Annotated in this window: 11 protein-coding genes and 1 pseudogene; 4 read left to right on the forward strand and 8 right to left on the reverse strand. The window is 43.7% G+C overall.

The genetic code is table 11. From position 1 onward, the window contains the following. Positions 1–47 precede the first annotated feature (47 nt). On the forward strand, positions 48–857 hold the full coding sequence (locus ACR63N_RS09245) for an enoyl-CoA hydratase (RefSeq protein ID WP_472781898.1): 810 nt from the start codon (positions 48–50) through the stop codon (positions 855–857). A 290-nt stretch (positions 858–1,147) separates the two neighbouring features. Here ACR63N_RS09245 and ACR63N_RS09250 read toward each other — a convergent pair. The 5 genes and pseudogenes from ACR63N_RS09250 to ACR63N_RS09270 all read right to left on the reverse strand — a co-directional run. Further along, positions 1,148–1,387 (reverse strand): annotated as a pseudogene (locus ACR63N_RS09250) (hypothetical protein); the annotation flags it as partial. 196 nt (positions 1,388–1,583) lie between these two features. Then, a complete protein-coding gene (locus ACR63N_RS09255; protein WP_367104098.1) occupies positions 1,584–3,164 on the reverse strand; it encodes an acetyl-CoA hydrolase/transferase family protein in 1,581 nt (526 codons plus the stop codon). 210 nt (positions 3,165–3,374) lie between these two features. Further along, positions 3,375–3,797, reverse strand: coding sequence for a tetratricopeptide repeat protein (locus ACR63N_RS09260; RefSeq protein WP_367107054.1), 423 nt, complete (start codon positions 3,795–3,797; stop codon positions 3,375–3,377). Between the two features lie 175 nt (positions 3,798–3,972). Then, complete coding sequence (locus ACR63N_RS09265) at positions 3,973–4,461, reverse strand: YgjP-like metallopeptidase domain-containing protein (RefSeq protein ID WP_367104096.1); 489 nt, start codon at positions 4,459–4,461, stop codon at positions 3,973–3,975. 96 nt (positions 4,462–4,557) lie between these two features. Next, entirely contained in the window at positions 4,558–6,294 is a 1,737-nt protein-coding gene (locus ACR63N_RS09270) for a 5-guanidino-2-oxopentanoate decarboxylase (RefSeq protein WP_472781899.1), read from the reverse strand. A gap of 217 nt (positions 6,295–6,511) precedes the next feature. Between ACR63N_RS09270 and ACR63N_RS09275 the strand changes: the two genes are divergently transcribed. Then, positions 6,512–8,368, forward strand: a complete 1,857-nt coding sequence (locus ACR63N_RS09275) for a BCCT family transporter (protein WP_472781900.1) — start codon at positions 6,512–6,514, stop codon at positions 8,366–8,368. Positions 8,369–8,691: 323 nt separating this feature from the next. Here ACR63N_RS09275 and ACR63N_RS09280 read toward each other — a convergent pair whose 3' ends face one another. Beyond that, positions 8,692–9,675, reverse strand: a complete 984-nt coding sequence (locus tag ACR63N_RS09280; RefSeq protein ID WP_367109585.1) for a LysR substrate-binding domain-containing protein — start codon at positions 9,673–9,675, stop codon at positions 8,692–8,694. Positions 9,676–9,912: 237 nt separating this feature from the next. Here ACR63N_RS09280 and ACR63N_RS09285 point away from each other — a divergent pair, with 237 nt between their 5' ends. Together ACR63N_RS09285 and ACR63N_RS09290 are read left to right on the forward strand one after the other, a co-directional pair. Further along, on the forward strand, positions 9,913–11,076 hold the full coding sequence (locus tag ACR63N_RS09285; protein WP_367109586.1) for an aromatic ring-hydroxylating oxygenase subunit alpha: 1,164 nt from the start codon (positions 9,913–9,915) through the stop codon (positions 11,074–11,076). Positions 11,077–11,217: 141 nt separating this feature from the next. Then, positions 11,218–12,174 carry a PDR/VanB family oxidoreductase gene (locus ACR63N_RS09290; protein WP_472781901.1) on the forward strand — a complete coding sequence of 319 codons (957 nt, stop codon included), beginning with the start codon at positions 11,218–11,220 and terminating at the stop codon, positions 12,172–12,174. Positions 12,175–12,332: 158 nt separating this feature from the next. On the opposite strand, the gene ACR63N_RS09295 is transcribed toward ACR63N_RS09290, so the two are convergent. Together ACR63N_RS09295 and ACR63N_RS09300 are read right to left on the reverse strand one after the other, a co-directional pair. Next, complete coding sequence (locus tag ACR63N_RS09295; RefSeq protein ID WP_472781902.1) at positions 12,333–13,373, reverse strand: histone deacetylase family protein; 1,041 nt, start codon at positions 13,371–13,373, stop codon at positions 12,333–12,335. A gap of 333 nt (positions 13,374–13,706) precedes the next feature. Beyond that, positions 13,707–15,113, reverse strand: a complete 1,407-nt coding sequence (locus tag ACR63N_RS09300; protein WP_367109589.1) for a YjiH family protein — start codon at positions 15,111–15,113, stop codon at positions 13,707–13,709. Position 15,114 lies beyond the last annotated feature (1 nt).

Genomic DNA, 15,114 nt, shown 5'->3' on the forward strand with positions numbered 1-15,114 from the left:
TTTGCAATCCCAAATCCCCACTCTATATCAACTATCAAGGATGATAAATGTCAAACGCCAATCCCACCACCGACACTAACGAACCTTTTGTCATCAGAGAAAATGCCGCAAATGGCGTCGTTACCCTGACTTTGAACCGTCCCAAACAATTCAACGCTTTATCTGTAGATATGCTCTCGGCAATACAAAAAGAGCTGGATGACATCACTCATGACAGCTCTGTGCGCGTGGTAGTGATGGCCGCCAGTGGTAAGGCGTTCTGCGCCGGGCACAACCTAAAAGAGATGCGTGCCAATACGGACGAGGCTTTTCATCAATCGCTATTTGAGCAGTGCAGCCAGATGATGCTCAGTATCAACCGCATGCCGCAAATAGTGATCGCTAAAGTACAAGGCATTGCCACCGCAGCAGGCTGTCAATTGGTGGCGGCGTGCGACTTGGCAGTGGCTGCTGACCATGCTAAATTTGCCACCTCCGGCATCAATGTCGGACTATTTTGTTCCACCCCAGCCGTCGCTGTCAGTCGTAATCTGCCGCGCAAAAAGGCTTTTGAGATGCTAATCACCGGCGAGTTTATTGACGCTGATGCAGCTTTGCAACAAGGCTTGATCAATCGCGTTGCCTCTAGCGAGCAATTGGACGACACGCTACAGTCGTTAATTGATGCCATCATTGCCAAATCTTCGGTGGCGACTATCACGGGCAAAGACATGTTCTATAAGCAGCTGGATATGGATCTAGCAGCGGCTTATGACTACGCTGGTAAGATTATGACCTGTAATATGATGGCAGACGACGTAGGCGAAGGTATTGATGCCTTTATTGAGAAGCGTCATGCAGTGTGGACGGGGCGTTAAATTAATGGTTGGTTTAAAAAGAATTTAACGATTCGCTTAAAGGGCTGGTGCAAAAAGCATCAGCTTTATTCTATTGTTAATCCTAAATAAAACTATATAAAAAATAAAATAACACCGATAATTCCCAAGTTATACTCCTAAAAAACCAAACTATTGAAAGTAAATAAGTATTTATACTACAAGATAATCGCTCAGCTATAATAGCAGTTGATGTGGAGTATAGATAATAAAGTTGAACTTATGTAGGACATTTTTAATAAAAAACTTAATTACAATTATCTCACCATACCTTACGCACTTAGTAGCATATTGAAAACTACCTTTGGGAACTGGCGAAATTTGGTAGGATCAGATAACAATTGCATCATATGCTCTTAATGCGCTTTACTGTTCTCCATTACCGCATGGTTCATCGCCGTTGGAAAGTCGCCTAGCATAGCCTGCTCTGGGGGGTTGTTAGTAATTTGCTTCATAACGATTGTGTTTTCTGTCATTTTATCGCGCACGGTTTGAGCATAGTTAATCAGGTCAGCTAGATTGGTTTGGGTAGTTGAAGCGGATATCATCATAGAATGTCCTATATTGATCCAGCAAAAATACATGCTGCCAATTATAACGTAATTCAGAAAATTGAATAAGGTCTGGCATAAGTCTCAACCAATAATAAAAAAAGGACACGATATAGATACCGTATCCTTTTTTTTATGAGCTGAAAACTAAACGCTATTAAGCCGTTTTGTATTTCTTCTGTTCGATCTGTTCGCTCTGCTCGTTAGAAGCCTCTGGCTTTATGCGCATATCACCAGTCTCGACATAGCGCTTATGCCATGACAAGGCTTCGTCCAAGATATGCGGCGTTTGCATGCCAGCGGTATCTGAGGCACGGTCAAAGTAGTCTTGTAGCATCGGACGGTAATCCGGATGCGCACAATTATCGATAATCGCTTGCGCACGTTGACGCGGCGCAAGACCACGCAGATCCGCTAAACCTTGTTCGGTCACGATTACCATGACGTCATGCTCGGTGTGATCGTGATGCGATACCATCGGCGTAATGCAAGAGATTGCACCATCTTTTGCCACTGATGGCGATACGAAGAACGACGTATAAGCGTTACGGGCAAAGTCGCCTGAGCCGCCAAGACCATTCATCATGTTGGTGCCCATGACGTGAGTTGAGTTGACGTTACCATAGAGGTCACACTCAATCATCGCATTAATGGCAAGGACGCCAAGACGACGTGACACTTCAGGATGGTTAGTGATCTCTTGCGGACGCAGGACAATGCGCGCGCGTAGCTCTTCGATATTGGCATTGAACTTCTCTAATGCCACTGGGCTTAATGATAAAGCGGTAGCTGAGGCCATGGTCATTTTTCCCGACATGATCAGATCAAGCATACCGTCTTGTAGTACTTCGGTGTAACCAGTCAAATTCTCAAAAGGACTGTTCTCAAGCCCTGCCAATACCGCGTTGGCAACGTTACCGACGCCTGATTGGATCGGTAATAAATTCTCTGGCATCCGGCCTTTTTTAACTTCGTCATGGAAAAAGTTAATGATATGGCTGGCGATCTTGTTAGACTTTTCATCAGGATCAGCAAATTTGCTATTACGATCTGGTGAGTCGGTCAACACTACCGCTACTACTTTATCCAAGTCGCAATGCAGGTACGGCACACCAATGCGTCCGCCGGGAGTGACTAGTGGAATGGGTTTGCGATTAGGCGGCATACCGATGTCGTTAAAGACGTCATGCATACCCTCAAGCATCAAGCTTTGCTGCGCGTTAACTTCTAAAATGATTTTGTCAGCATTTTCAAGCCAAGCATTGCTGGTACCGATTGAGGTCGATGGAATCAGGCGACCATCTGGCAAGATACCAGCGACTTCAACGACTGCCATATGCATGTCGCCATAAAAACCAATGGTGCTTTGCTGCGCCACGTGCGATAGATGCATGTCAAAGTAATAGGCTTTACCAGCATTGATTTGTTTACGTAGAGCCGGCTCCGATTGATACGGAGTGCGCCATTTGATGCCATTAGCATCAGCCAATACGCCATCACATTCGGTCGCGGTAGAAGCACCTGTCAATAGGCCAATTTGAAAATCTTCGCCGCGAGCGTGCGCTTCTTCCATGTGTTTAGCAAGCGCTTTAGGGATGGCTTTTGGATATCCTGCGCCAGTAAAGCCGCTCATACCCACATTCATATCATTTTTGATAAAAGCAGCCGCTTCATCAGCAGACATCACTTTTTCGCGCAAACCTTCGTGCAGTACCCGACCTTCATGGTTAATTGACATACCGATTCTCCTAATAACTTCCATATTAAAATTACCCCTTGTGAGGGCATATTGAGACGAAGCCGCTGATACGATTTCGTTGCCGTATTTTGGACAATTTTGATACAAAATACAAGCCTATCGGCATAAGTATATCTGTTTTAATAAAACTAGACTGTTTTTTACAGATACAGCGGCTAGGTTAATGTCATAGCCTACTTGTCTACTTCCTTACTCTGCTAATAACTTAGCCAACAATTCATCTATCTCAACTTTAAACTCTTTATCTTCGATTTTATTGGCACTGATTTTGGCATGTTGTAGGTTTTCGATAGCGGCGTCTTTCCGGCCCAACTCAACTTGCAGTACCGCCATCGAATAAGCAATCGAGGATAAATGGTCTTTGGAGTTGATAGCTTTGGCTTTGCTCAGTGCCTTATCGTAAATAACCAAAGCTGCTTCTAAGTCCTCAGTGAAGTCAGCTAGCGTCTCCCACTGCTCAGGATGGTCTTTGTCAGTATTTTCATTATCAATGCATAGCGCTTTTAACTTGGCATAAAGCGCGTCAAACTGCTGTTGATCGCCCTTGTTATCCGCCTCCAATAGATCTTCTGCTAAAGTATAAATCGCTTTATATATTTTGGTATTGATCATTACTTTTTCTCTATTAAATAAATGGCGATATAGTCAGGTCAATATAAAAAAGACGTAGTGAGACTGGTATAAATTTTATTTGCGTGCTGTGCCTGCGCAGACAGAGGCTGCACAAAATTCATCCCAGTCTCACATCATAATCTAGTGTATCCATCTCATTTAGTATTGACTATAGTTACTGTTCGCGCCAATGCAGCCAAAGACGGGTATCTAACTCCAATTGATGGTAGCTCGGTTCCATATGACAGCACAATTGATAAAAGGCTTTGTTATGCTGTTTTTCTTTAAAATGCGCCAATTCGTGCACTGCTATCATCCGCAAAAACTCCGGCGGCGCTTCTTTGAATAAGCTGGCTACGGCGATACTATTATGAGATTTAAGCTTACTGCCTTGCACGCGCGACTCAAAAGTATGCGTGCCCAGCGCGTTTTTAAGGACTTTATCTTTAGCGCTATAGCTGACCTGCGATAACGTACTAACTTTGCGCATATACTCGTTTTTTAGCGCGTTGATATATTCATACAACGCCTTGTCACTTTGGACTTGGTGAGTGTTAGGATAATTTTTGGATAAATAATCACCCAGCTGACCGCTGCTAATCAGCTGAGCCGCTTGCATTTGGATAGTCTCAGGGTAATGAGCAATGTATTTTAAAGAAGTCATTAATACCAGCCTAATAGACAAGTGCTGCACAAAACTTATAACAGCAGCACTATATAAATTTTAGAATAAATAGACTATATAAGTCGTCATATCTACTTAACTAAAATAGCTAAACACCGCGCCCAACTCTTTAAGAAACTCATCGCTTTCATCCACCTCATAGATGATTGGCTGCTTGCCTTGAGTGTCTTCTTGTAGGGCGTCTAGTAGTTGCTGCTTAGCGATGATCCGGCGATACCCGGCTCCTAATCCTGCTGCTAGTGGCTCAAAGTTAGGGGTTTTGATACTGACGCCAATCAGCGGCAGTCCGCGATTCTCCATATAAGTGCGAATCTCGCCATAACCTTGGTTGTTCCATAATAGGACAATGAGTGGTAGCTCAAGCTCAGCGGCGCAGATAAGCTCGCTAATGGTAAACTGAATACCGCCGTCCCCAATCAGGCTAATCACCGGTTTATTCGATCCGAGCATAGCACCAATAGCAGCGGGCAACCCGTACCCTAAGGTGCCGTAGCCGGTTGCTGAATTAAACCATCGACGCGTGGCTAGTGCTTCAAAACCATGGTTGCCACTATAAACCGGCTGGGTGGAGTCACCGACGATGATGACGTCTTTAACTTCATCTCTGAGTAGTTTTAGTAGCGCGTTTTGTCCCGCGAAGTTAGCAGGCATCTCTTGGGTCATCACTTGCTTAACTTGTTCTACCTTATTGGTAGCTTGATGATCTAATCCTGATTTAGCGCTTTTTTCTAGGCGCTGGCATAGTCCGCTAATCGCACTTTGCGCATCAGACAATACGGCAATATCGGCGATAAAGGGACGCTGCAATTGCTCGGCATCGCAGTCAATGCGAATCAGTGTGCCGTTGATAGAGAAACCGCCATCGAGTACGGTGTCATAGTCGGTCTCGCCAAGCTCGGTACCGATGGCTAGTACGACGTCAGCCTCTCCAATCAGTGCTCGGCCCGCTGGTAGGGATTGATTACTGCCTAAGCTTAAAGGGTGTGCAGGCGGCAATAGTCCTTTGGCATTAATAGTTAAAAAGGTTGGTGCGTCTATCAGCTCGGCCAGTGTCTGCGCGTCGCTATCGACATCGACGCAGCCGCCGCCATACAGTAGGACTGGGTTTTTGGCGGTTTGTAGCTGCTCGACAATGCGGTCTAACTGTTCAGGATTAGGAGATGGTAATTTAACTGTTGATGCTGTGGACTGATTTAAACTGTTTTGGTTTGAGCTGGCTTGGTTTGAGCCGTCTTGGTTTTTTGTAGGCGGTTTGGCAACGTGGCTGGCATCCGCGGTGATGACATCGATGGGCAACTGGATATGCACGGGACCCGGACGACCGCCATTAAATAAAGCAAAAGCTTGGGCGATGGTTTTAGGTAGGGCTTCTGGTTGCCAGATGGTTTTGCTGGCGAGGGCGACTTTGCTGACCATGCCTTGTTGATCATGTAGTTCGTGCAGGTGACCTTCGCCGCTGCCCGTTTGCGCTATGTTGTTGACGCTTGAGATGATGAGCATCGGAATAGAGTCCGCCAACGCTTGTGCCATGGCGGTCATGATGTTGGTCATGCCGGGGCCAGTAATAATAAAGCACACCCCAACCTTGCCAGAGGCGCGGTAGTAGCCGTCTGCCATGAATCCAGCGCCTTGCTCATGACGCGGGGTAATATGGCGAATACCGGTACTGGGCAGGCCGCGGTACAGCTCGACGGTATGGACGCCCGGTATGCCAAAGACGGTGTCGACGCCATAGTACTCTAACCATTGGACGAGAAGCTCGCCGCAGGTGATTGGGGTGGCGGTCGTTGAATCCTGCATAGTTTGAGTCATAAGTCAGCCTTGAGCATTAGCGGTCATTGAAAACTAAACGTGAAGTTAAGTCATATTAACTTACATTGCCTACTTTTAAAACAGCCTTCTAGTCGTCCATGCAAAGCTCTTTTTTTAAACTTTGAATTAATAGGGTTTACATAAGCTAATTATTATTTACTTATTGATATTTGCTGCTATAGTTGCTCAACATTCAACACAAAAGTAGGAGAAACGAATGATAAGTTCTGGCAATGACAAGGATAGTCAAAAGCCGAAGAGAGATGCTACCTCCTCTTCAGTACAGTATCTTCCAGACTATATAAGAACAAGGACGAAACATAGAAAAGCTCCCCATCTAGGTACCTTTAATGTAGGTTTAGAGGTTCCTCAGCGTACACCTGATCACGTGCCAGATACCCGTATAGACAAATTCACTTTTGGCATGGTTATCGCCATAATTTTGGGTATCGCCATCCCCTTATTAATTTATCCTGAGCAAGGTAAGTACTGGGTAAACCTCGCTAGAGCTTTCGTGATCGATAATTTTGGCATGGCTTACTTAGCTTTTGGTATTATCGCGCCTATCTTTATTCTCTACATCGTATTCTCTGATATCGGTAAGATAAAATTGGGCCGTCCAGAGGAGGATCCAGAATTTGCTAATGGCTCTTGGGCCGCTATGCTGTTTTGTGCTGGCATCGGTGCCAGTATTCTTTACTGGGGTCTAATTGAGTGGGCCTATTATTATCAAAGCCCGCCTTTTGGTTTAGAAGGAGGCACGCCTGACGCCATTCGCTGGGCAACCACCTACGGTATCTTTCACTGGGGGCCTTCAGCTTGGTGTATCTACTTAGTACCAGCCGTTCCTATCGCTTACTTTTATTATGTCCGTCAGACCCCAGTGCTCAAAGTCAGTCAAACCTTGATGCCTTTATTGGGGGAAAAGCTAACTCATAGTAACTGGGCGAAGCTGCTTGATGTCTTATTTATCTTCGGTATTGTGGGCGGCGGTGCGACCTCACTAGGCTTTGCCGCCCCGCTCATTAATGAAGGACTGTATAACCTATTTGGTCTGCCACGTGATAGAACCATGCAGATTGTGGTTTTATTATTTACCACCGCTATTTTCGCCTATAGCGCCTATCAGGGTCTAAAGGGCGGGATACAAAAACTCTCCAATATAAACTTTTATTTAGCCATCGCTTTTTTATTGTTTGTGGTGACCGTTGGGCCTACTGTCTTTATTTTGAATACAGGCGTAGAAGCTATGGGCCGTGCTATCTCAGAGATACCGCGTATGATGACTTATATGGAACCCTTCCAAGCATTTGGCGAATTTGGTTTTGAGCCTACAACCTTTCCCCAAGATTGGACGATTTTTTACTGGGCATGGTGGGTGGTTTTTGCACCGGTAATCGGGCTATTCATTGCCAAAATATCAAGAGGACGTACCATGCGTAATATGGTAGTCGGATCGGTATTGTATGGCTCACTTGGCTGCGCGGCATTCATGGTTATTTTAGGCAACTATGGCTTATATTTGCAACTGACGGGCGCTGTCGACGTGGTTAGTATACTAAGTAATGAGTCTCCAACCGCAGCAATCTTTGCTATCTTAACCAGCTTACCTATGCCCTACTTAGTTGTCGGCGTCTTTACTTTTTTAGCGACTATTTTTGCCGCCACCACGTTTGATTCTATCTCTTATATCCTAGCATCTGTGGTGCAAGTAGAAGTCGATGACGAGCCGCATCGTTGGAGCCGTCTATTTTGGGCGTTCACTTTGTGTTTGTTGCCCGCTATTTTGATGTTTTATGGCGATTTGCAAACCTTACAAACGGCCTCTATTGTCGCTGGCGCACCGCTGATGATTATCTTGTGTATGATGATGATATCGGTAGTTAAAGCGGCCAACTACGATCTGCGTTACCAGCCTGACTATAGCCTCAAAACCATCCATGTCGAGGAGTTGGCTGATAATGCACCATGGGAAGAAGGAGAAACCTCACAAGTACTCGAGGGCTCAGTATTGCATAAGGATGAGGAATGGAGACGAATGCGAGAAAAAACTAAAAAGACCAAGGTGATTTAGAGTTTTTTAAACTATCAATCTTTAAACTATTAATCTTTAAACTATCAATTTTTAAACTATTAACAGGCTGGATTACCTAGATAGTATCTTGGTAACCCAGCCTATTTTTATGGTTTTTTAAAACTTGTCCTTAATGAATCTTATATTCTATAGCTTCAAAATATAGTTGAATCACTATAAAACTGATACAGTGCTGCTGGGATGCTTTCTCTCAAAACATAGGTTGCGCAGCCTCTGGCTGCAACGACACAGCACGCAAGTAAAATTTATACCAGTAGCACTGGTAATATTAGCGTATCGACTTTATTTCGAATTGACTATAGCTATATAAATACTTTGTCTGGTGGCGGCTCAATACCATCCCCTATCATTGAGATTTTTTCACCTTTGGTAATGGTATTTAACACTTGTAAACGATTTAGTAGCTCATTTTGAATAAATAAAATACAGGTTTTTAGGGCAGAAGAGCTCTTTAAACGCGAAGGATAAACCGCCCATATATCAGCATTCTGCCAGTAATGCGGCAAAACATGCTGTAACTTATTGCTTTGTATCTCCTCTATTGCGTCCCACACTGAACAAAGCATAATCCCTCGACCCTCGATAGCCAACTGTTTAATGATATCACTACTATTGGAGATAAATCTTGGAGTGATAGCAACAGAAACCTCTTCCATAGAACTACGCAGCCGCCAAACTTTGCTAGATTGCTCACGTTGTTTGGTTGCCAAAATGCTGTGATAACTTAAATCATTTAAATCATCAGGCTCACTATACAGCTTTATATAATGAGGCGCGGCGCATAGGATCCTATGATTAGCTAAAAGCTTTTTAGCAATCATACTAGGGGGAATATCGTCCCCTACGCAAATGTCCAAATCTAAATTGTGCTTAATCAAATCCAAAGTTTGTTCAATGGTATTAAATTGAATCTCTAATTCAGGATAGATAACCATCAGTTTCGCTAAGATTGGAGCAACATGAGTCCGTCCGAAATTTAAGTTACTGACCATATTAATCTTGCCCTTAGGAGTGTCTTCTGGGTTATTTATAATGTCCTCAAGCTTCTCAAATTCATTCAAAATGTGGAAAACACGCTCAAGTATAAGCTTACCATCTCCTGTCAGACTGATATGACGCGTACTACGATGAAATAGTTTGCTGTTAAGCGTCTCCTCCAAAATACGGATTCGCTTACTGACATAAGCAGGTGAAGCATTAAGCTCATCAGCCGCCGCAGCGAAGCTTTTCTTTTTGGCAACAATATAAAACACATTAAGGTCAGTAAGATTGGGTAGATTATTCACGAACTGTGTTCCTTATGTTGACGATTATGCTATTGCTCCAAAGCTTTTAGACAAGCATTATGAGCCTAGACAAACCCATTGAAAACTTAAGGGTTTTTATTGGTTATGGTGTGTAAAAACAGCAGCTTTCGCCATCGATGTTATCGGATTAACAGCTTTGTCACAAGATGCTGAAATAATAAAGGCTGTTGCTAAAAAGTACAGCTTTACACAAGAGATTTAAACAAGGAAGTTATTATGAGTTTTACTAAAGAGCGCCCTATAAATGTACTTAATGAGTCAACAACAGACGTAATAGATACTTTGCCTGAGGACTTTTGCCAAGATCCGGATAATGCTTATACTCTGCCCAAGACTTTCTATACTTCTAAAAGTGTCTTTGAAAAAGAAAAGGAAGCCATTTTTACCAAAAGCTGGATCTGCGTGGGACATATCAGCGAGGTGGCCAATCCTAACGACTACTTTACACGCAAAATCGTTGGCGAAAATATCATCGTAGTACGGGGCAAAGATGCCGTTCTGCGAGCTTTTTATAACGTCTGTCCGCACCGTGGTCATGAGCTACTTACCGGATCAGGTAAGGCTAAAAATGTCATTACTTGCCCTTATCATGCTTGGACGTTTAAGCTCAACGGTTCACTGGCACTAGCGCGTAATTGTGAAAATGTTGAAAATTTTGATAAAGAAGCGTTTAGTCTAATGCCTTTAAAAGCTGAAGAGCATGCCGGCTTTATTTTTATCAATATGGACGATGACGCTGGGAGTGTCGCCGAACAGCTCCCCGGTTTTGCTGAGAGATTAAATGAGGCTTGCCCTGAAGTCAAAGATTTAAAACTAGCCGCGCGCTTTGTCACTGAAACGGCGGCAAACTGGAAAGTTATCGTTGATAATTACATGGAATGTTATCACTGTGGTCCTGCGCATCCGGGTTTTTCGGACTCTGTACAAGTCGATAAATACTGGCATACCATTCATGAGAACTGGACCTTGCAGTTTGGCTACGCGCGCTCCTCTGAGAAGTCTTTTAAACTTGATCCCTCCGTAGTGGAGCCGTCTTTTAGCGGGTTTTGGGTGTGGCCTTGTACCATGCTCAATGTCAATCCAGGCGGCGACTATATGACCGTGATTTACGAGCTGCCAGTCGATGAAGAAACCACCCTACAAAATTATGAGATCTACTTTTTGAATGAAGAGCTGACTCAAAAGCAAAAAGATTTGATTGAGTGGTACAAGCATGTCTTTCGTCCTGAGGATCTCAATCTAGTCGAAAGCGTACAACGTGGACTCAAGTCTCGTGGCTATCGAGGTCAGGGACGGATCATGACGGATCGTCAACGTTCGGGTATTAGTGAGCATGGGATGGTTTATTTCCAAGGGCTTGTCGCTGAGCATTATAAATAAGCGTTTATCTCAACGGGTATTTTTGGCTAGAAGAGCGCTCTTTTAGCCAATTTATCGCCAAAATTAATAGGATAATGCAGCGTATATAGTCGGTATACAAAATTTATAAATGCTCAACCCTATTTAGAACAGGATTTAACCATGACTGAAAGTTATCAGATGTACCCCTCCATAGTCACAGCTGTAGAGCAGCTCACCCCTAACGTAAAACGCTTTACTTTTAAACGTGTGGATGGTGAATACTACCCCGAGTTCAGTGCCGGCAGTCATATATTTTTGAAGATGAATGATAAGCTATCCAATGCGTATTCACTAGTCAGCTCTGCAAAAGATCTATCCTACTATCAAGTTTGCGTACAAGAAGAGCGGGATGGTAAAGGTGGATCGCTCTTTATGCATAAATACGGCGTTGAGGGCTTTGAGCTGGAAATATCTTCTCCTAACAATATGTTTGAGCTGTCGCCCTTAGGTCAAAAGCACGTTCTCATAGCGGGTGGTATTGGCATTACGCCATTTATGACTCATATGGAAACATTAGCCCTGCGCGGCGTGGACTATGAGCTGCATTATGCTTTTCGGGAACCAGAGCGCGCCACTTTATTAGATGATCTACATAAAGATCATGCTGATCGAGTGCAGACCTATATACGTAGGGATGGTCGCCCTTTAGATGTGGAGCAGCTGATTGCAGCTCAGCCTTTGGGGACCCACGTCTATGTTTGCGGGCCAAAATCTATGATTACCGCTACTATCGATGCCTGTAATAAACATCGATTCCGCGACGAGTGGATTCATTGGGAGCAGTTTTCAGCAGACACCTCAGAGAACGGACAAGCCTTTACTGTGGTTTTGGCCAAATCAAACTACCGCGTTGAGGTAAAAGCGGATCAAACTATCTTACAAGCCATAGAGTCTTTGAATGTCGATGTGGAGTGTATGTGCAGGGAGGGCGCTTGTGGTACCTGTGAGACCACTATTTTAGCAGGAGAAGCAGAACATCTTGATCACTATCTTGATGACGATGAAAAGCTAGAGCAAAAAACCATGATGATTTGTGTCTCACGCGCCAAGAGCCCAGAGCTGGTATTAGACCTATAGATTAAGATTAGGGACTTGCTATAACTCAATTGTTCGAAAAGCTTCAATACCGCTTTTATAACGCAGCAAATAAAAAGGATATGATATTAACTATCATATCCTTTTTTCTTACAGTCATTCGCTACTGCTCAAAAATAGCTATAACCCCTTTAAACAATCTATTCTATCAACCCTGACAAAAAGGCCTGCAAATTCTCATTAAGCTTGGGTCGATAATAACCCCCTTCAACCAGTACAATAACAGGTTTATCCAAAGCTCTCATCTTTTGCGCCAAGATTTTAAAACCCTCAGTGCTGACCTGACATCTGGCTTCAGGATCATCTTTGTAGACATCGAAGCCTAGGACATGCACGATGACATCGGCGTCAAATAATTTAACCGACTCGATAGATTGATCGATATAATCAAAGAAGCCAGCTTCATCGGTACCGTGCGGCATCGGAAAGTTAACATTATAACCCTCACCTGCACCTACGCCTCTCTCAAAAGTATGGCCGCTGACCGCCGGATAAAAATTCACAGGATCGCCATGTACTGACGTATAGAGCACATCACTGCGCGCGTAAAATATCTCTTGAATACCCTGACCATGATGCATATCGGTATCGATAATGGCTACTCTTGAATACTTTTGGCGTAGGTATTCTGTGATAATGGCGGCGTTATTTAGGTAACAAAAGCCCCCAGCCGCGCTACGGCGCGCATGGTGTCCGGGCGGGCGTGAAAAGCAAAGCTGTATATCGCTTGCACCGCTATCGTCATTTAGCAAAGCATCAGCTGCATTAAGCGCGGTTTGCGCCGACCAATAAATCGACGTCCATGAATGCTCGCTAATCGGCGCGCTATCATCGGCCTGATACTTCGCTGCTTTTGCCATGATACCCAGTCCAAAATTATCATAGGGGACAAAAATCCCGGTCTGTACCTGCGGCCCCAAGTCTTCCTCTACTGCCATCCACTCATTATAGCCATGCTTTAAAAAGTCCACGTAGCCAAAATCATGCACAGCCAATATCGGTGCCATGCCGATCTCTTTGGCCGTAGTGACCTCAAGTCCCAGAGCTTTTGGAGCTTTTAACAGCTCGGTCATACGCTCCGGTATCTCTAATGGCTCGTGCATTTTTCCATAAGAAAAATAAGGCAGTGGTCTATGTAAACTTAAATTATCATGGCTATATATTTTCATTTTCCTCGTCATACTCTGCACTCCTTTGCTAATCATAAATTATATTTTTGATCGTTATTTTTAATGTGGCTTAAAGCCTTTAATCTTGAGATTTTGAGGATATAGTTAATACGCTAGTTGAATATATGCCAGTATCCTAACTAGTGTCAAATGATAAAAAATTATTATCATTAAGTAGATGATCTGAGTAATTGATTTTATGTTGTTTAAATTTTTACTTAGGCTATTTCACAGAGAAGGGTAAACTTAGATCACTAAACTTATCAATAAATACGACTGTCCATCACAAAAAAAGCCAGTCTGATATTAAATCAAACCGGCTTTATTCGCATTGTGAGTAAATGACTAATACAGCAAATGAGCTACCGAGGTAATAACTACTAAGCTGATAAGCGTACGAATAATAAAGATAATGAACAGCTCTAACACGTTAAGCTTGATGTTTGATTTTAAAATCAGTGCACCCACCTCAGACATATAAATAATCTGGGTGATCGAAGCCGCGCCAACGATAAAACGGGTCATCTCACTTTCAATACTCTTGCCTACTAAAGCTGGCAAGTACATATCAGCAAAACCCATAATCATCGCAGGTGCTGCGGCCGTCGCCTCCGGAATCTGCAATAATTCAAGCAGCGGTACGAGCGGCGCAGCTAGCCAATCGAATACTGGCGTATACTCTGCCAATCCCAAACCAATAGTGCCAATAGCGAAAATAACCGGAATCAGACCAAAGTAGATGTCGAATAAGTTTTTTAGGCTATTTTTGAATACGGTACCTAAACTTGGCATAGAATGCGCGCGAGTCACCGCCCGATTCAGCGCCCATTGATAAGTGCTATATTGGTTAGGAATCTCTTCATCAAGCATGCACTTGCCTGAATGGTAGGTATCAGGTTTTAATGATAACGGCGGTATGCGCGGCATAATAATAGCGGCTATAAACCCTGTTAGGGCAATGGTCAAATAGAAGAACACAAAGTTATTGTCAACGCCAATAGTCTTGGCAACAACGTAAGTAAAAGCAATTGAGGTTACCGAAAAGGTGGTGGCAATAATCGCCGCTTCACGCTGGCTATAATAGCTTTTGTTGTACTCTTGCATGGTCACCAAAAGACCAATAGAGGCGGCTCCAAACCATGAAGACATGGCATCAACGGCCGAGCGCCCCGGTAATTTGAAGAGCTTGACAAACACCTTGCTCGCTAGTGTTCCCAAAAATTCCATCAAACCAAAATCAGTCAAAAATGGTAGTGATAAAATAGCAAAGAAAAATAGCGGAATCAAAATCGGCACTAAGTCCTCAAAGATTACCCCCCCTGTATTGCGATTGATAATGAATTCGGGGCCTATTTGCAGAAAAATCATCCAAATAAACAGCATCCCTAAAAAGCGCGCGGCAAGCCAAAACCAGTCGACGTCGAAAAGCTTAGCCATTACCGTATCTTCATGCAAATTGGGTCTTAGCACTTTTACCGCTAGCGCCCCGACAAAGGAAGCAGTCACTATCGCAATGGTAATATAAGCGACAAAACCGCCTAAAGCCGCTTGCAATGTATCCGTTAATACCCCGAGTAAAATGGTCACTTTGCCATCCCACTGAAACGGGATGATAAATAGAGCAATGCCTAGTGCTGAAAATAATAAAAACTTCCACAATGACGCTCGCCATTGGCTCCCTTGCGGGGTTTGTGAATCAACAGCATCTGTGCCCAGAATAGGCTGCTGTGATTCATTAATATAATTCGTCATT

The organism is Psychrobacter sp. M4, from assembly GCF_055699795.1.